The 26,134-nt window shown below is 61.2% G+C and carries 25 protein-coding genes; 1 reads left to right on the plus strand and 24 read right to left on the minus strand.

From position 1 onward, the window contains the following. Positions 1 to 129: 129 nt before the first annotated feature. The 10 genes from TQ39_RS09840 to TQ39_RS09885 all read right to left on the minus strand — a co-directional run bounded on the left by TQ39_RS09840 (position 130) and on the right by TQ39_RS09885 (position 12,530). A complete protein-coding gene (locus TQ39_RS09840; protein WP_050005412.1) occupies positions 130 to 1,341 on the minus strand; it encodes a Gfo/Idh/MocA family protein in 1,212 nt (403 codons plus the stop codon). Between the two features lie 149 nt (positions 1,342 to 1,490). Further along, on the minus strand, positions 1,491 to 2,348 hold the full coding sequence (gene rsmA, locus TQ39_RS09845) for a 16S rRNA (adenine(1518)-N(6)/adenine(1519)-N(6))-dimethyltransferase RsmA (protein ID WP_050005413.1): 858 nt from the start codon (positions 2,346 to 2,348) through the stop codon (positions 1,491 to 1,493). A 139-nt stretch (positions 2,349 to 2,487) separates the two neighbouring features. Further along, positions 2,488 to 3,831 (minus strand): S41 family peptidase, encoded by a 1,344-nt coding sequence (locus tag TQ39_RS09850; protein WP_009322510.1) that lies wholly within the window; start codon positions 3,829 to 3,831, stop codon positions 2,488 to 2,490. A 42-nt stretch (positions 3,832 to 3,873) separates the two neighbouring features. Continuing rightward, a complete protein-coding gene (locus TQ39_RS09855; protein ID WP_050005414.1) occupies positions 3,874 to 5,031 on the minus strand; it encodes a murein hydrolase activator EnvC family protein in 1,158 nt (385 codons plus the stop codon). 25 nt (positions 5,032 to 5,056) lie between these two features. Continuing rightward, positions 5,057 to 6,019 (minus strand): permease-like cell division protein FtsX, encoded by a 963-nt coding sequence (locus tag TQ39_RS09860; protein WP_050005415.1) that lies wholly within the window; start codon positions 6,017 to 6,019, stop codon positions 5,057 to 5,059. Continuing rightward, entirely contained in the window at positions 6,016 to 6,741 is a 726-nt protein-coding gene (gene ftsE / locus TQ39_RS09865; protein ID WP_009322507.1) for a cell division ATP-binding protein FtsE, read from the minus strand. Before ftsE ends, TQ39_RS09860 begins: the two co-directional genes overlap by 4 nt. A gap of 162 nt (positions 6,742 to 6,903) precedes the next feature. Further along, the gene (locus tag TQ39_RS09870) at positions 6,904 to 7,989 is read right to left on the minus strand and encodes a PucR family transcriptional regulator (protein WP_009322506.1); all 1,086 of its coding nucleotides are present in this window, start codon (positions 7,987 to 7,989) and stop codon (positions 6,904 to 6,906) included. A 275-nt stretch (positions 7,990 to 8,264) separates the two neighbouring features. After that, positions 8,265 to 8,969 (minus strand): pseudouridine synthase, encoded by a 705-nt coding sequence (locus tag TQ39_RS09875; protein WP_050005416.1) that lies wholly within the window; start codon positions 8,967 to 8,969, stop codon positions 8,265 to 8,267. Positions 8,970 to 9,109: 140 nt separating this feature from the next. Then, a complete protein-coding gene (locus TQ39_RS09880; protein WP_050005417.1) occupies positions 9,110 to 11,491 on the minus strand; it encodes a trypsin-like peptidase domain-containing protein in 2,382 nt (793 codons plus the stop codon). Positions 11,492 to 11,804: 313 nt separating this feature from the next. Beyond that, positions 11,805 to 12,530, minus strand: coding sequence for a DUF4830 domain-containing protein (locus TQ39_RS09885; protein ID WP_050005418.1), 726 nt, complete (start codon positions 12,528 to 12,530; stop codon positions 11,805 to 11,807). A gap of 230 nt (positions 12,531 to 12,760) precedes the next feature. On the opposite strand from TQ39_RS09885, the gene TQ39_RS09890 reads away from it, so the two are divergent. Further along, the gene (locus tag TQ39_RS09890; protein ID WP_040909799.1) at positions 12,761 to 13,534 is read left to right on the plus strand and encodes a type III pantothenate kinase; all 774 of its coding nucleotides are present in this window, start codon (positions 12,761 to 12,763) and stop codon (positions 13,532 to 13,534) included. 129 nt (positions 13,535 to 13,663) lie between these two features. Here the strand turns inward: TQ39_RS09890 and TQ39_RS09895 are convergent, their stop codons facing one another. From TQ39_RS09895 to ftsY, 14 genes are all read right to left on the minus strand, one after another. Continuing rightward, complete coding sequence (locus tag TQ39_RS09895; RefSeq protein WP_009322497.1) at positions 13,664 to 14,113, minus strand: CD1247 N-terminal domain-containing protein; 450 nt, start codon at positions 14,111 to 14,113, stop codon at positions 13,664 to 13,666. A 149-nt stretch (positions 14,114 to 14,262) separates the two neighbouring features. Further along, positions 14,263 to 14,820, minus strand: a complete 558-nt coding sequence (gene efp / locus TQ39_RS09900; RefSeq protein ID WP_009322496.1) for an elongation factor P — start codon at positions 14,818 to 14,820, stop codon at positions 14,263 to 14,265. A 186-nt stretch (positions 14,821 to 15,006) separates the two neighbouring features. Further along, positions 15,007 to 16,077: a M24 family metallopeptidase gene (locus TQ39_RS09905; protein WP_069955731.1), complete on the minus strand. Its 1,071-nt coding sequence runs from the start codon at positions 16,075 to 16,077 to the stop codon at positions 15,007 to 15,009. Between the two features lie 44 nt (positions 16,078 to 16,121). Beyond that, positions 16,122 to 16,661, minus strand: a complete 540-nt coding sequence (locus tag TQ39_RS09910) for a YqeG family HAD IIIA-type phosphatase (protein ID WP_050005420.1) — start codon at positions 16,659 to 16,661, stop codon at positions 16,122 to 16,124. 158 nt (positions 16,662 to 16,819) lie between these two features. Beyond that, entirely contained in the window at positions 16,820 to 16,996 is a 177-nt protein-coding gene (gene rpsU, locus TQ39_RS09915; RefSeq protein WP_009322493.1) for a 30S ribosomal protein S21, read from the minus strand. Positions 16,997 to 17,115: 119 nt separating this feature from the next. Further along, on the minus strand, positions 17,116 to 19,521 hold the full coding sequence (gene leuS / locus TQ39_RS09920; protein ID WP_050005437.1) for a leucine--tRNA ligase: 2,406 nt from the start codon (positions 19,519 to 19,521) through the stop codon (positions 17,116 to 17,118). Between the two features lie 51 nt (positions 19,522 to 19,572). Further along, on the minus strand, positions 19,573 to 19,926 hold the full coding sequence (gene rsfS, locus TQ39_RS09925) for a ribosome silencing factor (protein ID WP_009322491.1): 354 nt from the start codon (positions 19,924 to 19,926) through the stop codon (positions 19,573 to 19,575). 48 nt (positions 19,927 to 19,974) lie between these two features. Further along, positions 19,975 to 21,372 carry an LCP family protein gene (locus tag TQ39_RS09930; protein WP_050005421.1) on the minus strand — a complete coding sequence of 466 codons (1,398 nt, stop codon included), beginning with the start codon at positions 21,370 to 21,372 and terminating at the stop codon, positions 19,975 to 19,977. A gap of 112 nt (positions 21,373 to 21,484) precedes the next feature. Further along, positions 21,485 to 22,828 carry an LCP family protein gene (locus TQ39_RS09935; protein WP_050005422.1) on the minus strand — a complete coding sequence of 448 codons (1,344 nt, stop codon included), beginning with the start codon at positions 22,826 to 22,828 and terminating at the stop codon, positions 21,485 to 21,487. Continuing rightward, positions 22,803 to 23,399 carry a bis(5'-nucleosyl)-tetraphosphatase (symmetrical) YqeK gene (gene yqeK / locus TQ39_RS09940; protein ID WP_242853482.1) on the minus strand — a complete coding sequence of 199 codons (597 nt, stop codon included), beginning with the start codon at positions 23,397 to 23,399 and terminating at the stop codon, positions 22,803 to 22,805. The genes TQ39_RS09935 and yqeK overlap by 26 nt, the downstream gene beginning before the upstream one ends. 84 nt (positions 23,400 to 23,483) lie before the next feature. Then, the gene (gene nadD / locus TQ39_RS09945; protein ID WP_050005423.1) at positions 23,484 to 24,104 is read right to left on the minus strand and encodes a nicotinate (nicotinamide) nucleotide adenylyltransferase; all 621 of its coding nucleotides are present in this window, start codon (positions 24,102 to 24,104) and stop codon (positions 23,484 to 23,486) included. 14 nt (positions 24,105 to 24,118) lie between these two features. Beyond that, entirely contained in the window at positions 24,119 to 24,415 is a 297-nt protein-coding gene (locus TQ39_RS09950; RefSeq protein ID WP_009322484.1) for a YhbY family RNA-binding protein, read from the minus strand. Between the two features lie 95 nt (positions 24,416 to 24,510). Beyond that, the gene (gene rdgB, locus TQ39_RS09955) at positions 24,511 to 25,209 is read right to left on the minus strand and encodes an RdgB/HAM1 family non-canonical purine NTP pyrophosphatase (RefSeq protein WP_050005424.1); all 699 of its coding nucleotides are present in this window, start codon (positions 25,207 to 25,209) and stop codon (positions 24,511 to 24,513) included. A gap of 13 nt (positions 25,210 to 25,222) precedes the next feature. Beyond that, positions 25,223 to 26,134 carry a signal recognition particle-docking protein FtsY gene (gene ftsY, locus TQ39_RS09960; protein ID WP_050005425.1) on the minus strand — a complete coding sequence of 304 codons (912 nt, stop codon included), beginning with the start codon at positions 26,132 to 26,134 and terminating at the stop codon, positions 25,223 to 25,225.

Below are 26,134 nucleotides of genomic sequence, written 5' to 3' on the forward strand. Positions count from 1 at the left end.
GTTAGCGCCCGCAAAGGCGCAAAAAAGAAGCCTTCCGGAAAACCGGAAGGCTTTTTCCCACGGGCGCGGCCCGCTGTTTTTTCATTTTTCAGAAAGGGAGCGGAGCATAAAATACCGGAAGCTCCCGCTTTACGGCTGCCAAGGAGCGCGCTCCATCCACATGCCGTTGGTAAAGTCCGGAATGGGCACGGGAGCGCCGCCCATGGCCACGCTCTGCTCACTCAGGCAGGAAATACTCATCCATGCCGCCGCATCATATACGTCGATGGGCGCAGGCGCGCCCGCCTTTGCGGCGTCGAAGAACGAGCGGAACACCAGCCAGTCCATGCCGTCATGGCCGCCGCGCACGCCTTCGGCCAGATATTTTTTCCACACCGGATGGTCGTACTTCTCACGGTACTCCTCGGCGCTGTTCCAGCGCTCGTTCCACTTAAAATCATACTCGTTGTCTTTGCCGTCTAAAAAGACGCTCTTGTTGTCCTCCATGTACATGCCCTTTGTCCCCTGCACATGGAATCCGCGGGAATAGGCCCGCGGCAAGGTGGTGTCCAGCGTCAGGCAGATCGTCTCGCCCCGGGCGCATTTGATGATGGTCGTCACCACGTCGCCCTGGGCAAAATTCATTTTTGCAGCGTCGTAGTCCGGGCCTTTTTCCCGCAGCAGATATTCGTGCAGCCCCGCGGCCTTGGACGCCACTGAAACAAGCGTCAGCATGCGGTTGCCGCGGTTGATGTCCAGCACGTTTGCAATGGGGCCCAGCTCGTGGGTGGGGTAGTTTTCGCAGTTCCGGTACAGGTAGTTGCGGAAGCGGTAGTGCCGCATCTCGCGCCCGGTGGAGACCTCCTCCCGCAGGTCGTGGCGGTAACCTCCCTGGCAGTGCACCACCTCGCCGAACAGGCCCTGGCGCACCATATTCAGCACCATCAGCTCGTCGCGGCCGAAACAGCAGTTTTCCAGCATCATGCAGGGTACGCCCGTTTCCTCGTGGGTGCGCACCAGCTTCCAGCAGTCCTCCACAGAATATGCGCCCGCCACCTCCACGGCCGTATACTTGCCTGCGCGCATGGCGTCGCAGGCAAGGTTCAGATGGGATTCCCACGACGCCATAATGACCACAGCGTCGATTTCCGGCATGGCCAGTACCTCGCGGTAATCCGCCGCAGCGCGGGGCGCGGGCTGGCCCGCTGCCGTCACAAGCTGCACGCCCTTCTCCCGGCGGTCCTCATAATTGTCGCACACGGCCAGCACACGAACGCCCGGCTGGGGCAGGATACAGTTTTCCAGCAGGTTGGAGCCGCGGTTGCCCAGGCCGATAACACCTACATTCAATACTTCTTTCATAAATGGATACTCCCTTTCCGTTTCAAAAGCGGCCCGCACAGGCTCTGGGCCGTTATTTCCTTCGTCTGCACAGGTATTCGGAGCCTGATATTTCATATCATAGTACCAGTATACAAAGAAGAACAGCAGTTTTCAACAGGGCAAACCGGTCACCGAAACGCAAACAGCGCGTCGGAAACGTCGGCGTAATTCTGCAGCGTCAGCTGCTCGGGCCGGGCCGTGGGCGGCACGCCTGCCGCAGCCAGCGCCTCGGCCACCGCCTCCTTGGGCAGATGCAGCCCCGCGCTGGCCGCGTTGGCCGCCGTCTTGCGCCGCTGGCTGAACGCGGCGCGGATGACACGGAACATCGCTTCCGCGCTGCGGGGCGTGACCGGCGGCGCTTCGTGCAGACGCAGCTGAATGACGGCGCTCGTTACCTTGGGCGGGGGATAAAAGCTGCCCGGCTGTACGGTAAACAGCGTGCGGGGCGCGGCGTAATAATGCACCGCATATGTGACAGCGCCCGCCGCGCGGGTGCCGGGCGCGGCGGAAAGGCGATCCGCCGCCTCTTTCTGCACCATTACCGTGATATGCTCGATGGGCAGCCGCTCCTCCAGCAGCTTCATGACGATAGGGCTGGTAATATAATAGGGCAGGTTTGCACATACGGCCACACGCAGGCCCGGGAACTCGTCCCGGATGAGCGCCGCAAGGTCCACCTTCAGCACGTCGCCCTCCACGACCGTCACGTTTTCATATTCTGCCAGAGTTTCCGCCAGCAGCGGCGGCAGACGCTTGTCCACCTCCACCGCCACTACTTTTTTTGCGCGCCGCGCCAGCTCCTTGGTCAGCACCCCCATGCCGGGGCCGACCTCCAGCACGCCGAAGTGCTCGTCAATCCCCGCCGCCTCGGCGATCTTGGGGCAGATGCCCGGGTTGACGATAAAATTCTGCCCGAATTCCTTGGAGAGCGAAAAGCCGTGCGCCGCGCACAGCGTTTTGATGGTGGAAATATCCGTCAGATTCACGCGCTGCCTCCTCTTTTTTCTTGGCGGAACAAAAACGCACCGCGCCCGCCGGGCTGTGCGCCCCGCAGCGCGGTGTGCGTTGTTCCGCCGCCCCGGATACAGGGGCGAGACTCCATTTACAAACAGTTCCGGCCCGCGCTTATGCCGCAGGCTCGGCGGCCGACGAAGCGTCCGTTCCGGCCGGTTCGCTCTGTAAAGAGGAACCCGCGCCGCCCGCCTCCGAAGCCGAGCTGCTCTGTGACGGCTCCAGGCTGGCCTGGATGTCGTTGCGGCCCGTAAGCGTATCCACCACTTCAAACGCGCGCAGGATCTGCGGATCGGTATCCACGGTGAAGTTGTAGAAATTCGCCTCCTCCTCGGCGGAGAGAGACGCCTCCACATCCGGTGAAATGCCTGTCCCGTTGAAGGTGGCTCCGTTCTTGCTCAGCAGCAGGCCCACCGTATACGAAAATGCCGAGCCGTCTGAAAGAGCCACCGGACGGCACTGGATGGTGCCCTTGCCCGCTGTGCGCGTACCGACGACGCGTCCTTTTTCAAATTCCCGAATGGATGTGGCAAACAGCTCCGCCGCGTAGGACGTGTTGCCGTTCACCAGCACCACCATGGGCAGCTCCACCTCGCTGGCGTCGGAGGTCTCCAGCGTGGTGACGGTTCCGTCCTTGTTCTGCTGGCTTGCGATAGGGCCTACCGGGCACAGGTAATCGATCACATGCATGGCGTTCGTCAGGTTTCCGCCCGTGTTGTTGCGCACGTCGAACACCACGCCGTCCACGGCGACGCCCTCCTCCTGCCAGCGTTCAAAATATGCTTTCAGCTCGTCCACTGTCTTGGAATTGAAAGCGTTGATCCAGAAATATGCGGTCGTGGTACCCTCCGGCACCTGGCCCTCCACGGAGGGCACGTCGAACTCGCGGCGCTGGATCTCCACCGTGTGCTCGTCCTCGCCCGTGGCGTTCACCACCGTGAGCAGCACCGACGTGCCGGATTCGCCCAGCAGCTGGCTGTTCACCTGCGAGAGGGAAAGCGTTTTAACGTCCAGCTCCCCGACCTTGGTGATGTAGAAATTCTTCTGCAGGCCGGATTCCTCCGCCGGGCTGTTGGGGTACACCTTAACAATGCGCGCATAGCCGTTGGCGTCCTTGATCACATCCGCGCCCACGCCCATGACCACGCCGTTCTGCTGGTTGAGATATTCCAGATACTGCTTTGCGGTATAATAGCGCGCGTCCTTGTCGCCCATGCCGGTAACGTAGCCCGCCGCGATATAATCGTACAGGGTGTCGTCCACGATCTCGCCGTAATAATTCTCCCGGGCGCTCTTGTCCATCTCCGAGAGCTTGTTGTACATGATCTCTTTTTCGCGCACGCCGCTGACGGTCCGGTTGAACAGCTGCATGCTCAGAATCATCGTCACAACGAAGGTGACCGTCATGGCAATGATGGCGATGGCCACCGCCAGATTTACGGTGATCTTTTTATTCATAGCTTCGTCTCACTTTCCTTGCGCGGGTGCCGAAACCGCTGTTCAGCCCCACGGCGGCCCCAGATACGGCCGCGAGCTCACCGCCGCGCCGTTAAGAGTCGTCTCAAAATGCAGGTGGTTGCCCGTACTGTTGCCCGTGCTCCCCACATAACCGATGAGCTGGCCCTGCGTCACGTAATCGCCGTCGTTTACAGCGCGCGCCGACATATGGCCGTAAATGGTAGCAAGGCCGGAGCCGTGGGATATCTTTACGGAAATTCCGTAGGTCCAGTGGTTGTTGGTGCTCACCACGCCGTCCGCAGCCGCATAGATGGGCGTGCCCGCCGGGGCCGGCACATCCATGCCGCGGTGCACGTCCCACTTGCCGTAGATCCAGCGTCCCACGCCGAAATCGGAGGAAAGGTTCGTATACCCCGGGATAGGCCAGGCAAAGCCGCCCTGATTGTACTCGAAATCCACGTTGTTTGCCGCCGTCCACTGCCGCCATTCTTCCTGCGCCTGCTCGTACTGCCTCTGGGTTTCCGCCAGAGCCTCTTCATTTGCGGCAAGGTCCGCCTCAGCCGCGCTGATGGCTGCATCCGCCTGCTGGATGGCATTGGAATACGCCACGGCGGTGTCTGTCAGCTCCTGCTCGCGGGCGGCAAGGTCCGCAAGCTGCTGCTCCAGCTCGGCGCGCTGGGCCTCCAGGGCCGCCTGCTCGTCCCGCAGCTGCTGTACGAGCTGGGTATCATGCTCCGATATCTGCTGCAGGTTTTCGGCAAACAGCAGGATCTGGGAAACGTCGTCGATGCCCAGAAGAATTGCAAGGTTCGACTGCCGGCTCATCTCGTACATGCCCTTGAGGCGGGATTCGAACATGCTCTTATTATACGCCACATTGGCCGCTTTTTCCGCCACCTCGGCATTTTTCAGCTCAATGCTCTGCTGTTGGGCCGCGATGTCCTCCTTGATGGCGGCAAGCTGCGCCTTCAGGTTATTGGCCTGTGCCTGATAATACTGCTTGGTCTGCTCGGATTTTTCCTTGCTGTTCTCCACGGCGCTGATGTTGGATTTGATGTCCTCCAGCTCCTTGCGCAGACGCTCCAGCTTCTCCGCCGGCGTTTCGGCATAGGCAAAGATCAGCGGCACGCCGATGGTCATCACCATCAGTGCGGCAAGCACCAGACATACGACGCGGACCAGTTTTTTATGCTTTTCCATAGAAAACTCCTGTGTTCAAAAAAGATCACACCTTCAGGTGCTTGCGGATGCTGGACGCGCAGCCCACGCCGCCGATGGCGACGCCGAACAGCACAAACCCGCCCAGCAGCGGCCAGATGATATCCATGAACGGCCACATGCATTTGGTGAACTCGTTCAGCCAAAGCGCCTCCGGCTGCAGCAGCGCCTGCTCCAGCCCGTAATACGCACCGCCCACAACGACCGTGGCCAGCACGCCCGAGATAGCGCCCACCGTCATGCCCTCCACAAAGAACGGCAGCCGGATGAACGCATTCGTCGCGCCCACGAATTTCATGATATTGATCTCCTTGCGGCGGGCAAATACCGTCAGGCGGATGGTGTTGCTGATGACCACCACGCTCACCACGCCCAGCACGGCCACAAGGCCCCAGCCGATGTAGTTGACGATGCGCTTCAGGTTCACCAATGTACTGGAAAGCTCGGAGGGCGAATTCACTTTGTAAAACACGTTCGCATCGCTGGCGGTGCCGTCCTCGGCCGTGGCCGTATACGCGCCCATGGCCTTGATGCGCTCCACTGTGGGCGCAAGGTCCGCAACGTCTGTCACCGACACGCGGAACGAAGCGGGCAGCGGATTTTCGGTGTTCCCTTCTCCGGCATAATCGTTCATGATATCGCCGTAGTCGCCCAGATACTCCCGCATTTCCTCCACGGCCGCAGCCTTGGGGACGTATTCGCAGGCAGCCACGTTCCCGTCGGCGGGGATCTGCGTTTTCAGCGCCTCCACGGTCTCGGCGGGGGCGGCGTCATCGATGAAAAAGACGATCTCGTTGAGCGTTTCAAGATAATCCACATAGCTTGTCACGTTGACGGACAGCAGCGCCGCCACGCCCGTGATCATCAGGCATGCCACCAGCACGCCGATGGATGCCAGCGTCATCAGCCGGTTGGCCACCATGCTGTGCCATCCCTGCTTGACAAGATACTTAAAGCTGGACCATTTCATACCTGCGCGGCCTCCCTCCCGTACCGGCCGAGGCCGTCGTCGACCACCTCGCCGTGGTCGATCATGATGGTGCGCTTGCGGAACCGCGCGGCCAGCTCGCGTTCATGGGTGACGACCACGACCGTGGTGCCCACGCTGTTGATGGCCTGCAGCAGCTCCATGATCTCCACAGACAGCTCCGGGTCGATATTGCCGGTGGGCTCGTCCGCAATGATGATGGGCGGGGAATGAACCAAAGCCCGCGCCAGCGCAATGCGCTGCTGCTCGCCGCCGGAAAGCTCCTGCGGCAGGCTGTGCGCCTTGCCCGCGAGCCCCACCAGGTTCAGCACATAGGGCACGCGCCGCTTGATCTGCCGCTCGGGGATATTCGTCACACGCATGGCAAAGGCCACGTTCTCGTAGGCCGTCATCGTGGGAATAAGGCGGAAATCCTGGAACACCACGCCCAGCCCGCGGCGCAGGTAGGGAATTTCCCGCTGACGGATGCTGGAAAGGTCGCGCCCGTTGACGAAAACCTTGCCCTCGGTGGCTGCCTCCTCGCGCAGGATCAGCTTGAGGAACGTGCTTTTGCCCGCGCCGGAATGGCCCAGAACGAACACGAATTCGCCTTTTTTGATGGAGAGATTCACGTTGTGGAGCGCCACGATGTCCTTGCTTTTGGCGTCCAGCCCGGTGTATATCTTCTTCACGTTTTCAAAACGGATCATATCGGTAGTTGCCATATCATTCTCCTATGGGGGTCACGGTTGAGTGCGTGCGCGCAAAGCACCGCCCTGCGCAGGGAATACGCGCCTGCCGCCCGCGATATTGCACCGCGGGCACGGCATATTCCAAAAAGGCGCCGCTGCGGCGAAAGCAGGCTTTGCCGCAACGGCTCTTTTTTCTTAATACTTCGCGGGGTTGGCGCTCAGGTATTTCTTGACCATCAGCGCCACCTTGAACACAATGGCGTCGTCGAATTCCCGCAGGTCCAGGCCCGTCAGCTTTTTGATTTTTTCCAGACGGTACACCAGTGTGTTGCGGTGCACGAACAGGCCGCGGCTCGTCTCCGAAACGTTGAGGTTGTTTTCAAAGAAGCGCTGGATGGTGAACAGCGTCTCGGCGTCCAGGCTCTCGATGCTGCCCTGTTTAAACACTTCTTTCAGGAACATCTCGCACAGCGTGGTGGGCAGCTGATAGATCAGGCGGGCGATGCCCAGATGGTCGTAGCTGACGATCGCCTGCTCGGTGTCGAACACCTTGCCCACCTCCATGGCGATCTGTGCCTCCTTGAAGCTCTGGGCCAGGTCCTTCACATTGGCAATGGGCGTGCCGATGCCCACAACGGCCTTGATGTAATGCTCGCCGTTGAGGGTGTCCACAATGCTGGCGGCCAGCTTTTCGATGTCGTGCTGGTCGATGCCGCGCTTGATCTCCTTGACGAGGACGGTGTCGTTCTCGCTGATGTTGAACACGAAGTCCTTCTGCTTATCGGGGAACAGGCCGCTTACGACGTCGTAGGCGGAAATGTCCGCGCCCGAGGTAACGCGGATGAGCAGCACCACGCGGGACACGTCCGTTGCGAAATGCAGCTCGCGCGCCTTGGCATAGATATCGCCGGGCAGGATATTGTCCAGCACCACATTCTTGATAAAGTTCGCCTTGTCGAACTTCTCGTCGTGGTACTGCTTGATGTTCTGCAGGCTGATGGCCAGCAGCGCCGCATAGCGCAGGGCGGGCTCGTCGGTTCCCTCCACCAGAACGGCATAATCGTTGCGCTTGTTCGAACTGAACAGATGATAGGTGTAGCCGTCCCGCACGAACGCGTCGCCGGCTGTCAGCCGGTCGGACGCGATGCCGTCCCGCACCTCGCCGATGCGGTTCAAGTCAGAACAGGAGATGATGGTGCCCGTTTCATCGACAACGCCCACCATGCGGTCGATCGCATCTTTCATCTGATAGACAACGCCCTGAAAAACTCTGTTCGCCATAATACCCTTTTCCCTTCTGTGCTGCGGCGCTCTGCATGCGCTCAGTTGTGAATTTTAACAATAAGGTGTCGCTTTAGTCTCTATTTTACACAATAGTTCTGACTTTTGCAACATATTTCAACAAAATAAACGTCATTTTATTGTGTAATTTGGGAAACAGGGCGCAAACACTGCATTTATCGTACATTTTTCATGTGAAAAATGTTTTAAAAACCTGTGAACAGCGCGCCGAAAATGCAGTTTCCAGCATTTGGCCCGGAATTTTTTCCTGTTTTCTAGCCGCCGAGGATACGCGCCACCTCTGCGGGCGAAAGCTCGCGGAAGCCGCCCGGCCCCAGCGCGGCGTCCAGCGCCAGGCCGCCGATGGCCGTGCGCCGCAGCTCGTTCACGCCCGCGCCGTATACGCCGAACATGCGCTTGATCTGATGATACACGCCCTGGCGCAGCACCACACGCGCGCTGCACGGGCCGTCCGGCCCCGGCGAAAGCTCCGCGGGCTGCAGCCGCTGCCCGTCCGCCAGCCGGACGCCCGCCGCAAAACCAGCCGCCATCTCCGGCGTGAGGGGCGTGTCCAGCAGCACCTCGTAGGTTTTTGGCACATGCCGCCTGGGCGCGAGGATATCATGGGCGAATGCGCCGTCATCCGTCACCAGCACAAAGCCCGTGCTGGTCTTGTCCAGCCGCCCGGCGGGGAACAGGCTGCGGCGGGGGTAGGCCCTGCCCACAAGGTCCACCACAGTCACGTCGTTTTTGTCCGCGGACGCACTCACCACACCCTTGGGTTTGTCCAGCATGATGTACACATACTGCTGCAGGACGAGCGGCTGCCCGTTCAGCGTGACAGCCGCGCCGGCCGGCACCTGAGCGTCCGCGCTGCGGCACACCGCGCCGTTCACGCACACCAGCCCTTTCTGAATGGCCCGCCGTACGTCCGAGCGGCTCTGCTGGGCCGCGCCCGCCACATACTTATCCAGACGCATGCCGCGTCCCCTCCCCCCGCGCCGGGCCCGGACCCGGCTTTTTCTTATCAATTATTATACGGTCCAGTATAGCACAAAAAAGGCCGAAACAGGTAGTGTTTCCCGTTTCGGCCCTGGGGGAGCGGAGGCCGCCGCTCCGCTCATTGGCGGTAATAGTGATAGCTGCGGCCGTCGCTTTCAAATGTGATCACTATTTCGTTGTAAGAAATATAGTCCCATGCGGCAAACCGTGTGCCACTGGAAGCATAGTACATGCCATCGCTCTCAAAATTGTATTTACCGCTCGGAACATAACGATACCAGAAATCAAACTCGTTGTTTTCCATTGCATATTCAAAAACATCGCCATCCACCGCGACCCATGTTCCATCCAAAAAGTAGTCTATAAGATATCTGTCCATACATATAGGTTCCACATCAATATACTGGTCGCTCCATTCGAGCATCTCCAATGCATTTTGGACTTCCCGTGTCATTTTATAATAGTTTTCAGATAAAACAGTGTGCGCCTTACACGCTTCCACATAAACAAAAGCGTCTTCGTAGTTTTCATAATCCGGTATGATCTCCAGCCACTCCATTGCCGCACTGAAACGATTTTCCCCGTAGTGCTCCAATGCCGTGTCGTAAATTTCCGGTATCTGCGCCTGCGCCTGCCGGCTGCTGTCTAAAAAGCCGCCCAGATTGTTGTACAATTTGTATTTCGTAAAAGGCGAGCCCACCGTCTGCGCACGGATATATGTGTTGCACTTTTCCGCCAGCTCCCCGCTGTCCGCGTAATCCCCAAGCTCCCGGAACGCCTGCGCCGCCTCGCTCAGCTCCCCGCGCTCCACCAGCACCCAGGCCGCCGTATATTGCCCCCGCTGCTCGTCCAGTTCCCACAGCCACGGCGCGCGCTCGTACCATTCGTAAGCCTGTGTATACTGTTCGTAAGCCTGCGCGGTTTCAATTTCGTTCCACGCATACAGCGAGTACCCCAAAAAGCCGCCGCCCAGCAGCACCAGCGGCAGCCCCACGGCCAGCGCAATTTTCCATCCGCGCTTTTTCCGGCGCGGGGCCTGCGGTGTGCAAACGGCAGAGGGCGCATATCCCGTACCCGGCGTACCGCCGCTCCCCTGCGGGGCAAACGGCCCAAGCGGCGCAGCTTCCTGCAGGGCCGCGCGCTGCGCCTGCGGCAGCTCCTGTGCAGGCACTGTCTGCGCCGGCTGTGCGGCGGCAAGCTGTGCTTCCACCTGCGCCAGCTCCTGTGCAAGCTGCGCCGGGGCGGCAATGCGGTAAGCCTCGTTCAGCGCCATGGCCCGGTTCAGCAGCGGGACAAGCGGCGTTTGCTCCTCAAACACCAGCTCCGCGCCGCCCGCACGCGCGATCACGTCCTGCGGGGCGCGGCCCTCTGTAAGCGCATACAGCACGGCCCCCAGAAAATAGACTGCAGCGGCCATACCCGCGCTTCCGTTGTAACATTCCGGTGCGGAATACCCGGCGCACACGGAGGCGCCGGGCCTTTTGCCCGCGCCGTGCGCACGCTTCAGCTCCAGCGTACCGCTCCGCACAAGGATATTTTCCGGATGCAGCGCCCGCGAGACCTCCGGCATCGAAGCCAGCCGTTGCGCCAGCTCCCGCACCGCCCGCGTTGCCCGGAGCCTGTCCATCCGTCCGCCGCCGGCCAAAAACACAGGCAGCGGAACAGCCTTTTCCCGCATGGGCTTCCCGGACGCCGCTCCCCGGCGGCGCAGCCGCAAAAGCAGCGCCGCACACACGCCCAGCGCCGCCGCCACAGCCAGTACAACCAGCAGCACGCCCGCAAAACCGGGCGCCGCCTTGCGGTACGGGATATCGTTTTGCTGCAGAACGGTGAGCAGCTCCCGCACATGAATGCTGCCGTTCACATTCTGGCCCTTCAACATTATAAACGTATTGATCCCGACAAGCCTGCCGCCCGCATCCACAAGCGGCCCGCCGGAGTTGCCGGGGCTGATGGGCGCGTTCGTCTGGATCGCCCACGTGGTTTGAAGACCCTCCGCCCTGCTTTGCCGCACCGCGCTCACGATGCCGTCCGTCACCGTGATGCTGTCCACGCCGGTGGCAAATTCCCGGCTGAAATCATCCGCCGCGCCCGGATATCCCAGCGCGTATACCGCCAGCCCTGTTTCAACCGCGTCCGAGCGGAGCGGCAGCCCGGGCATGCCGCGCAGGGGCTTGTCTGTTTTTAAGATACAGATGTCCTTTCCGGGCAGATCTACGTAGACCCGGGCCGTCGTCCACCTTGTATCGTCCACTATGACCTCAATCGTTTCCGCGCCTTCGATCACATGGTGGTTCGTCACCACATAGACGGAATTTTCGGACAACGCAAAGCCGCTGCCCATCGCCCCTTCCGTCATAATGCGCACCACGCTCTCACGCGCGTTCAGCACCGCCTTCGGCACATCCGACGCGGCAAGCGCGCACACGCCCAGCGCCGCCGCCAGCAGCATTGTGCCCAAAACGGCCCACAGCCGCCTGCGTCCCCGTTTTTTCAACATCACAGTTCCCCCGCTTCTTCTGCTCTGGTTTCATTGCACCATATTTCTTAGCTTGCACCCGCTGACCGGACATAGTACACCATGACGCCGCCGCAGGCGGCTTCAACAAAACTTTGGCCGCCAGGATTTTGTATGCCTTGAGGTTCTCACGCTCATGCGCGGCAGAGCGTCGGTGCATGAAGCATGCACGGCCGCACAAGCGGCTGTCCAAATCAATTATACCAGAAGCAGCCGCTGAAAAGAAGCCCGTCAAACAAAGCGGCATGCCGAAAAAGGGCATGCCGCTTTGTACAGAATCAACTGCGTTTTGCGCTTATTCCGTGGGAAACGCCCCTGGCTCGATCTGCGCGTCGGCGTCCGCCTGGGCCTGCGCTTCGGCGGCCGCGTCCTCCGTCGGCCCGGCCGTATCCGCACCTGCCTGGACGTCTGCAGCCGCGTTTGCACCGCTCACGCCCGCGCCCGCGGCGGCTGCGGAATCATCCGCCGGAAAGGCGGCGCCAAAGCCCGCGTTTGCCGCCACTTCTTCGTCTGTCAGCGCAAGGCTTGCCCCCGTGGGCGCCGCCGCTTTCAGCGGAAGCACCTCGCCGGAGGGCTTTTGCAGGATATACGCGCCCCTGGCCTCGTTTTTGTACACGAGCACCACGCCGTAGGATTTCTGTGTTTCGGTGCTCTGCGCAGGAATGAGCACCACCCATTTGTCTACCTTTTTATTTTTGACGCGGGAGAGGTCCAGCCCGCTTTCCTTGATCACTTCATTGAACGCCTTGAAGTTATCGTCCCACTTGCGCGGCACGGTGACGGTGCTCACCTCCGCGGTAGTGGGGTCCACTTCGACGCCATACCCCTGCAGGAACGTCGCCACGTCCTGCGCGCCGGTGATCTGCTGCGAAAGCGCGCCGCCCTGCGCGGCCGCATCCACTGCGTCGCCCTTGTTGCGCACCACGCCCACGGTAATGGCCGCGCCTGCCAGCACCACGCCGCAGACGGCCACCACAGCCAGTTTCCGCAGCCCGCCCTTGCGTAAAGTACATACAAACATTGCACGTTTCCCTCCTTACGATTTTCGGGGCGGTGTGCCGCCCCAACCCCTTCCGCGCGGCACGCGTTCCGGGCCGGCTGAACTGGTTTCTACTGAAATTCTATGAGGGGGAGCGTATGTTTAGCACAGACGTTTGCGGCGGACATGCCGTGAATTTTTCTATTGACAAAACCCGCGCGGACGGGGCATCATATATTTATAACAACAAACCGGAAGAAAGGGCTGCACGTATGGTACTGACAATAGACATCGGCAACACCAACATCGTTTTGGGCGGATACGAAAACGGGGCGCTGGGATTCTGCACCCGCATCTCCACGGACAAAAGCCTGGAGGCGGACCAGTACGCGCTGGAGCTGTCCGGCATCCTGAACCTTTACAAGGTGGCGGGGGAAAACATCGAAGGCGCCATCATTTCCAGCGTGGTGCCGCAGATCACCGACACAGTGGCGCGGGCGCTGCGCATGTTTGCGGGCGTGGAACCGCTGAAGCTCACGCAGGAGCTGCCCACAGGCGTAGGGGTGAACATCGACACACCCTCGGAGCTGGGGGCCGACCTGCTGGCCGGAGCCATCGCCGCAAAAGCGCTGTATCCGCTGCCGGCTATCGTCATCGACATGGGCACGGCCACAAAGATCACGGCCGTGGACGAGCAGGGCACGGTGCAGGGCGTGAGCATCATGCCGGGTGTTTTCATCAGCCTGGACGCGCTGGTGAACGGCACGAGCCTGCTGAAGGGCATCGCCACCAACGCGCCCGTGCGGGCCATCGGCAAAAACACCGTGGAAAGCATGCAGAGCGGCGTGGTATTTGGTGCGGCAAGTATGCTGGATGGCATGGTCGAGCGCTTCGAAGCCGAGCTCGGCCCCGCAAAAACGCTGGTGGCTACCGGCGGTGCGGCGGGCATTGTTGTGCCGCACTGCCGGCACAGCGTGCAATATGTGCCCACACTCATTCTGGACGGCCTTTATGCCGTGTACTGCCGCACACACGCGGCCCTGTAAAAAACGGGCGTAAAAAGCACGGGCGCGCCTTCTCCCTTTTGCGCCTCCCCCTGCATGCCCACAAAACAGAAAAGCCCCTCTGCGCGGCGCGCAGAGGGGCTTTTCCGGCGTTTTGTACCGGGGATACGTTTATTCTTCGTCCTTGCCGCCGCAGCAGCCTTCACAGCCTTCGCAGGCGTCGTCGTCCTCGCTGAAGTCGACCTCAAACTTCGTGCCGCAGTTGGGGCAGGCCAGATCGTCATTGGCCAGCATATCCTCATCCACGCACACAACCTCGCCGCACTGCGGGCAGGTGATCTCATACAGGCCCGCCTCGTACTCCTCGTCGTAGTCGTCCTCGTCTTCGTCCCCGCCGTCCTCGTCGAACAGGAAGTTTTCCACGTCCTCCAGGTCCTCGCTCATGGCGTCGACCTCATCGTACAGCGTATCCACATCCTCGTCGATGTTGGTGACCTCCTTGGCCATCTCCTCCAGCACATCCACAACAGCGGCAAGCAGCTTGCCCTCCTTGGTGGCAGTGTCAAATTCCATGCCCTCCATCATCCCTTTGATGTAGGCGACTTTTTCTTTCAGTTCCATGGGTCATACCCTCCTATGCTTTTATTCTTTCATTGCAATGCAATGAAAAGCGTCTTCAGGCGGCATCCGCCGCGTTCCGGCCCGGAGGCCGTTTTTTAGTATCAAACAGGCAAGGCCGTACCTTGCAGCCTTGCCTGTTTTTGCAAAAGTTATGCGCGCTCCATATACTCGCCGGTGCGGGTGTCGATGCGGATCATATCGCCCTCGTTGATGAACAGGGGCACACGGATCTCCGCGCCGGTCTCCAGCGTGGCGGGCTTGAGCGTGTTGGTGGCAGTGTTGCCCTTGAAGCCCGGGTCCGTCTTGGTGACCTCCAGGACCACAAAGTTCGGAGCCTCGACGCCGAACACCTTGCCCTTATAACTCAGCACCTTGCAGACCTCGTTCTCCTTCACGAATTTGAAGGCGTCGCCCAGCTCGCTCTCATTGAGGGGAATCTGCTCGAACGTTTCATTGTCCATGAAGTAGTACAGGTCGCCGTCCTGATAGGAATACGTCATTTCGCGGCGCTCGATATACGCGGTGGGGAACTTGGCGGTGGGGTTGTAGGTGCGCTCCACCACAGAACCCGAGATGACGTTGCGGATCTTGGTGCGCACGAAGGCCGCGCCCTTGCCCGGCTTTACATGCTGAAATTCAACGATCTGGAAGACGTTGCCGTCCTCTTCAAACGTGATGCCATTGCGGAAATCGCCAGCAGAAACCATAGAATGAATCCTCCAATATTATCCCGGCCGCCCCGGCCTTTGGCCGCCGGGCATACCAGTTCATTTTATCTATTCTGATTTTACACAATATGCGCCTGTTTTGCAAGGGTTTTCGGCCATTTTAAGCCATTTTCCCCCAAGACGGCCGCGCTTTCCCCGCCGGGCGGGCAGCTGCCCGCCCACGCGTCACAGCACGATCAGCTCCTTCGGGCTTTTTCCCACGATCTCGCAGCCGTCCGGCCGCACGAAGGTGGTGTCCTCAATGCGCACGCCGAATTTTCCCGGCAGGTAGATGCCCGGCTCGATGGTCATGACCATGCCGGACTGTATGATGTCGCTGCAGGTGGGGCTGTAACGGGGGTTTTCATGGATCTCGATGCCCACGGCGTGGCCCAGCCCGTGGCCGAAGCAGCCCTCGTAGCCCGCGCCGTAGATGATATCCCGGGCAACCTTGTCCACCTCGCAGCCTTTGTAGCCCGCTTTGGCGAATCCGCAGCAGGCGAGCTGCGCCTTCAAAACGGTATCATACACCTTTTTCTGCTCGTCGGACACATGGCCCACCGCCACCGTGCGCGTCATATCGGTGCAGTATCCGTCCACGTTCGCGCCGAAGTCCATGGTGACGAAGTCCCCCGCCTCGATGCGTTTGTCGCCGGGCACGCCGTGCGGCAGGCTCGTTTTTGCCCCCGAGACAAAGATCGTGTCGAACGCCAGCTTGCCCGCGCCGTGGCTCTTCATAAACACTTCCATCTCCAGCGCGGCGTCGATTTCCCGCACGCCGGGCTTGATGTAGCCCAGCATGTGCTCGAAGCAGGCGTCGGTGATGACCTGTGCGCGGCGGATGGCGTCGAATTCTTCCTCGGACTTGACGGCCCGGATGCCGTCGATGGCGTCAGAGAGCACGGCGCCAGTGTCCACCTCCACGCCCGGCAGCGCGGCGCGCACACGGTCCGCATAAGCCAGTGTGGCCTTGTTTTCCAGATACAGATGCTTAACGCCGTGCGCGGCCAGGATGTCCCGCACCTGCTCCAGTGCCTTTCCCTCTAAGATGACCTCGGCTTCCTTTACCGTCGCTTCGGCGATCTCGATGTAGCGGGAATCGATGATGAAGTAGGTTTTATCCGGCAAAATGAGCACGGTGCCCGCGTCCCCGGAGTCAAAGCCCAGAAAATAAAAGCGGTTCACATCCGTGGAGACAAGCGCCGCTTCAAAGCCCCCGGGCATGGCGGCAAGCAGTTTATCGGTACGTTGTTTCATATCGGTCCAACCTTCTTATTCCAGTATTGGCGGCCGGGACGCTTCTATGCGTCCGGTGGTTTGCGGTCTTCCTCTTTTCCGTGGACACGCCCGCCTTTTTTATAATACCGCGCCAGCACGGGTTTTTCAAGCGCGCGTTTCAGGCGTATGGTCGCTTTGGTGTCCTGCCGCATGGGCTGCACCAGCAGAACCGGGATGCCGTACAGGTTCGCGCCCAGCGCGTCCGTAAAGATCTGGTCGCCCACCAGCGCCACCTCGCGGCGGGATACGCCCATGGCCCGGCGCGCCCGGCGCAGGCCAAACGGCGACGGCTTACAGCAGAACGCCTGATACTCCAGCCCCACGCGCTTTGCAAAGGGAGCCACGCGGCCGGGCATATTGTTGGAGGCGATGGTGAGCTTCACGCCTGCGGCGCGCATGGTATCCAGCCACGTGGCCACGTCCGGCGGCAGCTCCTGGCTGCCGTGGGCCGTGAGCGTGTTGTCCACGTCCAGAATGAGCGCGCGAAGCCCCCGCGCGCCCAAAAACTCCGGCGTGATGCAGGTGATGCGCTCAAAAACGATCGTCGGTGTAAACAGGGGCATTTTCGGTTCCTCACTTTATCAGTTGTGCTCCGTGCGGACGTGCATGTCCGGCGGGCACGGCAGCCGCCGGGCCGCCTTTTCCCCCGCCCTCTTTTGGTGCAAAAAAAGCGGGCCGTAAAGGCCCGCCTGTTCGCTTACTTGCCGCGTGTCCGCTATTCTTATTTGAACTTGCGCTTGCGGGCAGCTTCGGACTTCTTCTTGCGCCTGACAGAAGGCTTTTCGTAAGCCTCGCGTTTACGCACTTCAGCAAGCACACCGGAGCGTGCGCAGGAACGTTTGAAACGACGCAGCGCGCTGTCCAGCGATTCATTGTCTTTCACTCTGATTTCCGACATCTTTGTCCCTCCCTTAAACCTGAGGTAGGCGCCGGCCCCCCTCTATGCGGGAAACTGACTATATTTGATTATACAATGCAGACGGCTCGTCTGTCAACAGATAATTGTGAACATCTTTCCTACCTTACAGCAATATTTACAAGTTTGCCCGGCACGTAGATCTCCTTGCAGATGGTTTTGCCCTCCAACGCTTTCGCAACATTGGGCTCCGCCTTTGCGGCGGCAATGGCGTCCTCTTTGGCCGCGCCCGTGGCCACCGTCAGCTTGGCGCGCAGCTTGCCGTTCACCTGCACGGCGATCTCCACCGTGTCCTCCACGCATTTCGCCTCGTCGAATTCCGGCCACTTCGCGTGGGCAAGCTGCCCCTCGTAGCCGCACTGCTGCCAAAGCTCCTCGGTGATGTGCGGGGCAAACGGGTTCAGCAGGATCAGCAGCGTTTTGAACTCGCCGCGGGTGATGGATTTTTTGTCATAGATCTCGTTGAGCAGGCTCATCATGGCGGCGATGGCGGTGTTCATTTTGAGCACCTCGATATCCTCCGTCACCTTCTTGATGGTGCGGTGCATCGCGCCTTCCAATTCCGCCGAATAGCCGTCGCCGTCCACAAGAATATCCGCCAGGCTCCACACGCGCTCCAAAAAGCGGCGGCAGCCCTTGATGGACGCGGTGTTCCACGGCGCGCTCTTTTCAAAATCGCCGATGAACATCTCATACAGGCGCATGGTGTCCGCGCCGTAGTCCCGCACGATATCGTCCGGGTTCACCACGTTGCCGCGGCTCTTGGACATCTTCTCGCCGTTTTCGCCCAGGATCATGCCGTGGCTGGTGCGCTTCTGGTACGGCTCCCTGGTGGGCACCACGCCGATGTCGTACAGGAACTTGTGCCAGAACCGGCTGTACAGCAGATGCAGCGTGGTGTGCTCCATGCCGCCGTTGTACCAGTCCACAGGGCTCCAGTATTCCAGCGCCTCCCGGCTGGCCAGCGCGTCGTTGTTGTGCGGGTCCATATAGCGCAGGAAGTACCAGGACGAGCCCGCCCATTGGGGCATGGTGTCCGTCTCCCGTTTGGCGGGGCCGCCGCAGCACGGGCAGGTGGTGTTCACCCATTCGGTATGGCGTGCCAGCGGGCTTTCGCCGTCGCCGGTGGGCTCAAAATCCTTGATTTCCGGCAGCACCAGCGGCAGCTCGCTCTCAGGCAGAGGCACCCAGCCGCATTTTTCGCAATTCACCATAGGGATCGGCTCGCCCCAATAGCGCTGGCGGCTGAACACCCAATCCCGCAGCTTGAAGTTTGTCTTGGGCGTGCCCAGGCCCTTTTCGGCCAGCCATTCGGTGATGGCCTTTTTCGCCTCGTCCACGCTCATGCCGTCCAAAAAGCCGCTGTTCACCATCACGCCCGTGGCACAATCGGTGAAAGCCTCCTTCGTCACATCGCCGCCCTTGACGACCTCGACGATGGGCAGATCGAATTTTTTCGCGAAATCATAGTCGCGCTCGTCGTGGGCGGGCACGGCCATGATGGCGCCCGTGCCGTAGCTGATAAGCACATAGTCGGAGATGAAGATGGGGATCTCTTTGCCGTTCACGGGGTTCACGGCGCGCACGCCCTCCAGCCTTACGCCTGTTTTGTCCTTTGCAAGCTCGGTGCGCTCGAAGTCGCTCTTCTTCGCAGCAGCCTCCTGGTATTCCCGCACGGCGTCCAGGTTGGTGATCTTGTCCGCCCATTTTTCAATGCAGGGATGCTCGGGCGAGATGACCATATAAGTCGCGCCAAACAGCGTGTCCGGGCGGGTGGTGTAGATGAGCAGCTCGTCGCCCGCCGTGGTGGAGAACTTTACCTCCGCGCCGTGGCTGCGGCCGATCCAGTTCTTCTGCTGCGTCACCACGCGGTCGATGAAGTCCAGGTCCTCCAGATCATCGATGAGCCGGTCCGCGTAAGCGGTGATCTTCAGCATCCACTGGCTTTTGACGCGGTGCACCACCTCGCCGCCGCAGCGTTCGCACACACCGCCCACAACTTCCTCGTTGGCCAGCACCACCTTGCAGGAGGTGCACCAGTTGACGCTCATCTCTTTTTTGTAGGCAAGGCCCTTTTTATACAGCTGCAGAAAGATCCACTGGGTCCATTTGTAATAGCTGGGGTCCGTGGTGTTGATCTCCCGCGTCCAGTCGAAGGAAAGGCCCAGGCTCTTGAGCTGGCTTTTGAAGCGCGCCACGTTGTTTGCCGTCACCACCTCGGGGTGGATGTGGTTTTTCATGGCGTAGTTTTCCGTGGGCAGGCCGAAAGCGTCCCAGCCCATGGGATACAGCACGTTATAGCCGCACAGGCGCTTCTTGCGCGCCACGATGTCCAGCGCGGTATAGCTGCGCGGATGGCCCACGTGCAGGCCCTGGCCGGAGGGGTACGGGAACTCCACCAGCGCATAGTACTTGGGCAGCGAAAAATCCTGCTTGGCCGCAAAGGTATTCTCCGCATCCCAAATGTCCTGCCACTTTTTCTCGATCGCTTTGTAATCGTACTTCATTTTATATGTCACATCCAAAAAAGATTTGCAGATTCCGGGCGGCGCGCCGCCTTATTCCTCGATGAAATCCATGGGCACGTCTTCGCCGTCGGCCCACAAATGGTCCAGATCGTAATAGTCCCGCGCGTCGGGGCTGAACACATGGACGATGACGTTGGCATAATCCAGGATAAACCAGTTCTGGGTGTTGAAGCCCTCTGTACGGATGGGCGCGACACCCTTTTCCTTGAACTGGAACTCCACCTCCTCGGCCAGGCTTTTCACATGGGTGGAGGACGTGCCGCTGGCGATGACGAAATAATCCGCCAGCACCGTCAGGTCGCGCACCTTCAGCACCTTGACGCGGGTAGCCTTCTTGCTGTCGAGCAGCTTGGCGATCTGCATCGCCAGTTCTTTTGATTCCATGAACACTCTCCTGTTTCAAATAGGGTAAAAACGTTCTTTCTTCCACTATTATGCCGCGGGCTGCTGCACGGATGCAGCGTTTGCCTGCTGGGCGGCCTGCTGGGCGTCTGCGGGCGCGTTTGCATCGCTGCCGCCCACGGCGTCCACCTCGCCCATGCGGCGCACCTCCGCGCCGATAACCTCGCTGCGTGTGCCCCAGTCCGGCGTGCCGATCTGCTGTGCCGCCAGCGGGTCGTCCGCCGGGCGGAAATATTCGTTCAGAAATTCAGCGGTCTCCGCCTTGGCGCACACCATCACGTCCTGGCCGTTGTACAGCTCGCCTCGGGCCACGGGCAGGCGGCCGATGATGATATTTTCGCTGGGGATGCTCAGCACGCTCATGCCCAGCTGAACGAGCTCCATAAAATTGAGGCTGGTGTTGATGTATTTCTGCACCACGGGCGTCAGCTTGATGATATCGCCCACCGTGGCCGTCCGAACGCGGCGGAACAGCGCCGAGTAGAAATACTGCTGGTTGGCCAGGCGGTCGATGTCGCCGCGCGGCGTGGCCGAGGTGTCCTTGCGCTGGCGCAGGAAAAATTCGCACTCCGCGCCCATCAAAACGCGCCAGCCCTGTTCCAGCCGGCTGCCGTCATATTCCATGGTCACGGGCACATACACCTCGATGCCGCCGAACACGTCCACGATCTCCCGCAGGGAGTCCATATCAATGGTGACATAATCATCAATGGGCAGGCCGAACACCTTTGTGATGTACTGGGCCAATGTATTGACGCGGTTTTCCTTATCGGCCGAATTGGCGAAAATGCCGTTGATCTTGCCCGCCGAGCCGCCGATCTCGCCCACCAGCGTGTCGCGGGGGATCTGCAGCATGGTCATCGTATGGTCCGAACCATTCACCCGTACATACAGGATCATATCCGTCTGGCCGATGGGGTCGCGCTTGACGGCGTCCTCGGTGCTGTAATCGATGCCCAGCACAAGGATGTTCATGGTGCCGGACAGCTCGTCGGGCACCAATGCGTCCGCACCGCTCTCCGGCGGCGCCAGGCTGCCCATCTCACCGGTGTTGAAGATACTGCCCACATACCAGTATATCCCGCCGAAAGCAAGGCCCAGCACCAGCACGATGCACAAAAGCACCTTGGCGGCGGTTTTACCCGTGTTTTTCTTTCTGCGCCTGCGCGCGGAGGTTCCATATCCCGGCGCGGAGGAATGCCCCGCCGCACCGTTTCTGCCGCCCTGGGCGGGCCTGCGCGCCGCACCCTGCCGGGAGGCGGCGGCCCCGCGCGCCACGGAGGTACCGGATGAGCGCCCGTGCACCGGCGCGCGCTGTGCGCCGCCGCGTACGGCCGCGCCCCCCGCCTGCCTGGGCTGCGCCGTGCGCCGCCCTGCCGGGCGCGCGCGGGAAATATCAATATCACGGGGTCCTCGCTGTCTGTTCAAATCGTGTACCTCCGGTGTCTTTCACTTTCCGGGGCGTCCCGAAAGCCGCCCTTCCCTTGCAGGCGCACGGCTCCGCCGCAGCCCGTGCCCGGAGCACGGCCGTAAAAACCGCTCATTTCCGGGGCTCCTCTGCACCCACGGCTTCCACGTCGCCCATGGTGCTCATCTCGGCGCTTGCCGCACCGCCTGTGGTGGGCCATTCCGGCGTGCCGATGTCCGCGGCGGCAATGGGGTCGTCCGCCGGGCGGAAATATTCATTCAAAAGCGCGGCGGTCTCCTCTTTGGCCGTCACCACAACGCTGTGCTCGCCCGCATAGAGCTGGCCCGACCCGTAGACCGGGAGCCTGCCGATGGAAATATCCGCGCTGTCCATGCCGCTCACCTCAATGGCAATGCTCATCAGCTCCAGCGTGGAAATATCCGTTTTGATATACTTCTGCGCCACGGGCAGCAGCTTAACGATGTCGCCCACAGACGCCGTTTTGAGGCGGCGGAACAAGCCTGCATAGAACTGCCGCTGCATCACGAGACGGTCAAGGTCCGAGCGGGGCAGGCCCTGCCGGTAGCGCAGGAAAAATTCGCAGTCGCCGCCCAGCAGCGTGCGCCAGCCCTGCAGAAGCTCGCCCTCCAAAGCGCCCGTCTTTTCGTTGTAATACCGCATATTCTGCGGCACATAGACCTCCACGCCGCCAAAAGCGTCCACCATTTCCGTCAATGCATCCATATCGATGGTGACATAATCGTCGATGGGCAGCCCGAAATTCGTTTCGATGTACGTTTTCACCGCACCCAGGCCGTTTCCGTCCCCAATGTCCACATTTTTGGCCAGGATGCCGTTGATCTTGCCTGCGGCGCCGCCCGCCTCCCCCACAAACACATCCCGGGGGATCTGCAGCATGGTCATGGAATGGGCGTTTCCGTCCAGGCGGACATATAAGATCATATCCGTATTTGGATGCTTTTCGTCACGGGCAACAGGGCCCTCCGCCTCGTAATCCAGCCCCAGCACCAGAAGGTTGCGCACGCCCGCGAAATCCGGCGGGACAATGCTGGGTTCCGCACTGGTGCTGACGGGGGACGAAACATCGTCAAAGCTGCCCAGGTCGCTGCGGTCGATCAGGCTGTCCACATACAGGTACGCGCCGCCTGCCAGGGCCGCAAGCACCAGCAGTACGGCGAGCGCCGCGATACCGGCTCTGCGCCGGCCTGTCCGTTTGCCGCGCGCTCCGGCAGGCCGGGTTCCTGCTTGTCCCCCCGCACCGGCATGCGCTTTCGCGCCGCCGGGCCGCGCAGACGATGCGCGCGCTGTGCCGTGCTGCTTTTGCGCGTCCTGCTGTCCCGCGTGTTCTCCCACCCCATGAGGGACCGGCTGCGAGCCCTGCGGCGCCGGGGCCGCTCCCTTTTTCGGGCGGGCGCGGGTGATGTCGATCTCACGGTTCTCCTGCGGTCTGCTCACTGGTCCTACCTCCGTAATACCGCGCGCGCAAATCCGCGTAGGCAAGGAGGGATTCCTCGTCCACGGGCTTGCCCCCGGCCTTGAGCCATGCAATGGAAAGGCCGAGCCCCTCGATGGCGGTGCGGTCCAGGTCCGCCAGCGCGTGGCGCCGCAGCTGCTCCGCCTCGGGATAGGTGCGCTCGTAGCTTGCCATGTCGGCAAGGTAGATGATTTTATCCAGCTTCGTCATGCCGGGCCTTCCGGTGGTATGGCAGCGGATGGCGGAGAGGATCTCCCCGTCGTCCACGCCGTACTGCGTCTGTGCAAGGATCGCTGCGGCCGCGCCGTGCCACACCGGGGCGGGGCGCTGGGCTGCATTACCAGCTATTATAGCATTTTCTGTAAATATCTGCAATAATCTGTCCCGCGGCAGCTCCTTTGCGATATCGTGCAGCAGCGCGGCCAGCGCTGCTTTCTTTTCGTCCGCGCCGTGGGCCTTCGCCAGCTTCACGGCCAGCTTGCGCACATTGCAGGTGTGCTCATACCGCTTTGGGGAAAGATTTTTCTTTGCAAGGCGTTTCGCCTCGTCCACGGAAATCAAAATCAGGTCGCCTCGATTTGCGCCCGCAGCGGCCCGGCCGAAGCGTGCGCTTCAAATGTCCTGCAGCCGGGCGCGTCAGGCCTCCCCGGCCGCGGGCGTATAAAGATGGTGCCGCGCAATGTACGCCGCCACGCTTTCGGGCACAAGGCCGTCCAACGGCCTGCCCTTTGCCGCCAGCGCGCGCACCTCGGTGGAGGACACGGGAAACACGGGCGCTTTGGCAAACAGCACCGTGCCGCCCTCGGCCGCAAGCCCGGCCGCGTATTCCCGCACCGGAGCCGCGTCCTCGCCCGTGCGCAGGTGCGCCACAAGAACGACGCGGCGCAGCAGCTCCCTGTACGCCGCCCAGTTGCGGAACCAGAGCAGCATATCGCTGCCCATGGGAAAATAAAGCTGTGCGCCGGGATACCGCACGTTCATCTGCCGCACGGTATCAATGGTATAGCTTTTGCCGCCGCGCGCGATCTCCGTGGTATCCAGCACCAGCTCCGGAAACAGCGGGCGGAAGCACTCGCACATGGCGAGACGGTGGGCGGCGGATGTGCCGCCCGCGCGCTTATGGGGCGGCGTACCCGCCGGCTCCACCAGCACAAGGTCCGGCCGCACCGCTTCGATGGCCCCGGCCAGCAGCGTCATATGGCCGTTGTGGGGCGGGTCGAACGTGCCGCCGAACAGAATGATCTTCTGCGGTCCCATGGCTCGCCCCTATCTTATTTCAGCAGATCGGCATATTTGCTTTCCTTTTGCTTCTGCTTGTACAGCACAAATTTGGAGCCGATGGCCTGTACGCAGTCGCTGCCCGTTCTCTCGGCCAGGATGGCGGCGGCTTCCTTTGCAGAATAGGCGCTGTTTTCCAGCACCTTCATTTTGATGAGCTCCCGCGCGGCGAGGCAGTCCGCCGTGCTTTTCACCAGAGCGTCGTCGATCTCGCCCTTGCCCACCTGGAACACGACGTCGAGGCCGTTGGCCTGTGCGCGCAGGATCGCGCGCTGTTTGCTTGTCAACATATACTTTATCCCTTTTCTGTATCAGATTTGCAGCGAACGGTTCACGACTTGCCGCGCGCGTGTTGGAAAAGCCCGGCGCGCCCGGCATTTACGCGTCAGCCCTCCGCCTTGTCCGCCACCGTGATGCATGCGTTCCCGCACGTCATGCCGATGACGCTCCCATCCGCAAGGAAACGCGCCAGCTCTGCTTCCATGCGCTCCATGGCGCGGCCCCGGTGGCTGATGGCGTCTTTTTCCGCGGCCGAAAGCTCGGCGTAGGAGCGGCCCTGCGTGTTTTCCGCCGTTCCCCCGCCGCCCGGCACGCCCACCTCGTCCGGGATGAACAGCGGGTCGTACCCAAAGCCGTTCGTCCCTCTGCGCACAAAGCCCACGCGGCCCGGGCACACGCCCTCAAACACGGCGCAGCGCCCGCCGGGCAGGCACACGCAGATGCTGCTGACGAACCGCGCGGCCCGTTTTCCCTCGGGCACGCCCGCCAGTTCCTCCAGCAGTTTGTCGTTGTTGGCCTCGTCGTCGCCGTGGCGGCCGCAGTAGCGCGCGGAATACACGCCCGGCGCGCCGTCCAGCGCGTCCACGCACAGGCCGGAATCGTCCGCGATGGTGGCTGTGCCCGCAGCCTCGCAGATGGCCCGGGCCTTGATGCGCGCGTTTTCGGCAAACGTTGTGCCGTTCTCCTCGGGTTCCAGCGTCACGCCGGCCTCGCGCTGGCTCCGGACGGTGTGGCCCATGCGCTCCAGAATGCGGCGCATCTCGGCCATCTTTCCGGGATTGTTGGTCGCTGCAATGAATTCCATGCTCCGTCCTCCCTCATTCCTCGCGCAGGAACAGCGCGTCCACAAAGGCGTCCGGGTCGAATTCCATCAGGTCGTCCATGCCCTCGCCCACGCCCACAAAGCGCACGGGCAGGCCCAGCTTCGCCTTGATGCTGATGACCGCGCCGCCCTTGGCCGTGCCGTCCAGCTTCGTAAGCACGATGCCCGTGGCCCCGGCCGCGTCGATAAACTGGCTGGCCTGGCTGATGGCGTTCTGCCCCGTGATGGCGTCCAGAACCAGCAGCGTCTCCACGCTGGCGGTGCCGCATGCCTTGTGCACCACACGGCTGATTTTGGAAAGCTCGTCCATCAGATTTTTTTTGTTGTGCAGGCGGCCCGCGGTGTCGCAGATGACCATGTCGTACCCCCGGGCGGCGGCACTCTGCACCGCGTCGAAAAGAACGGCGGCGGGGTCCGCCCCTTCATTGTGCTTCACGACAGGCACGTCCGCGCGTTCGGCCCAAACGCACAGCTGCTCGGCGGCAGCGGCACGGAAGGTGTCGCCTGCGGCCAGCATCACGCGCTTGCCCTGCTGCTTGTACAGATGAGCCAGCTTTGCGATGGAGGTCGTTTTTCCCACGCCGTTGACGCCGATGACCAGCACCACCGCGGGCCTGCCGGAAAGCTGCATCTCCCCGTCGGCGCGCAGCATCTCGCGGATGATGCCCTTGAGGGCCTCCAGCGCGTCCGCGCCTGTCTTGAGGTGCTTGCGGCGCACCTCCTGGCGCAGCTCCTCCACCAGCCGCATGGCCACATCCGCGCCCGTATCCGCCAGGATGAGCTGCTCCTCCAGGTCGTCGTACAGCTCGTCGGTGATCTCGCCCGCATTCACAAGGCCCGCGATGGAGCCGAAGATGGAATCCCGCGTTTTGCGCAGTCCCTCGCCCAGTTTTTCAAAAAAGCCCAA

The sequence above is a fragment of the Ruthenibacterium lactatiformans genome (assembly GCF_000949455.1).
GTDB lineage: Bacteria > Bacillota > Clostridia > Oscillospirales > Ruminococcaceae > Ruthenibacterium > Ruthenibacterium lactatiformans.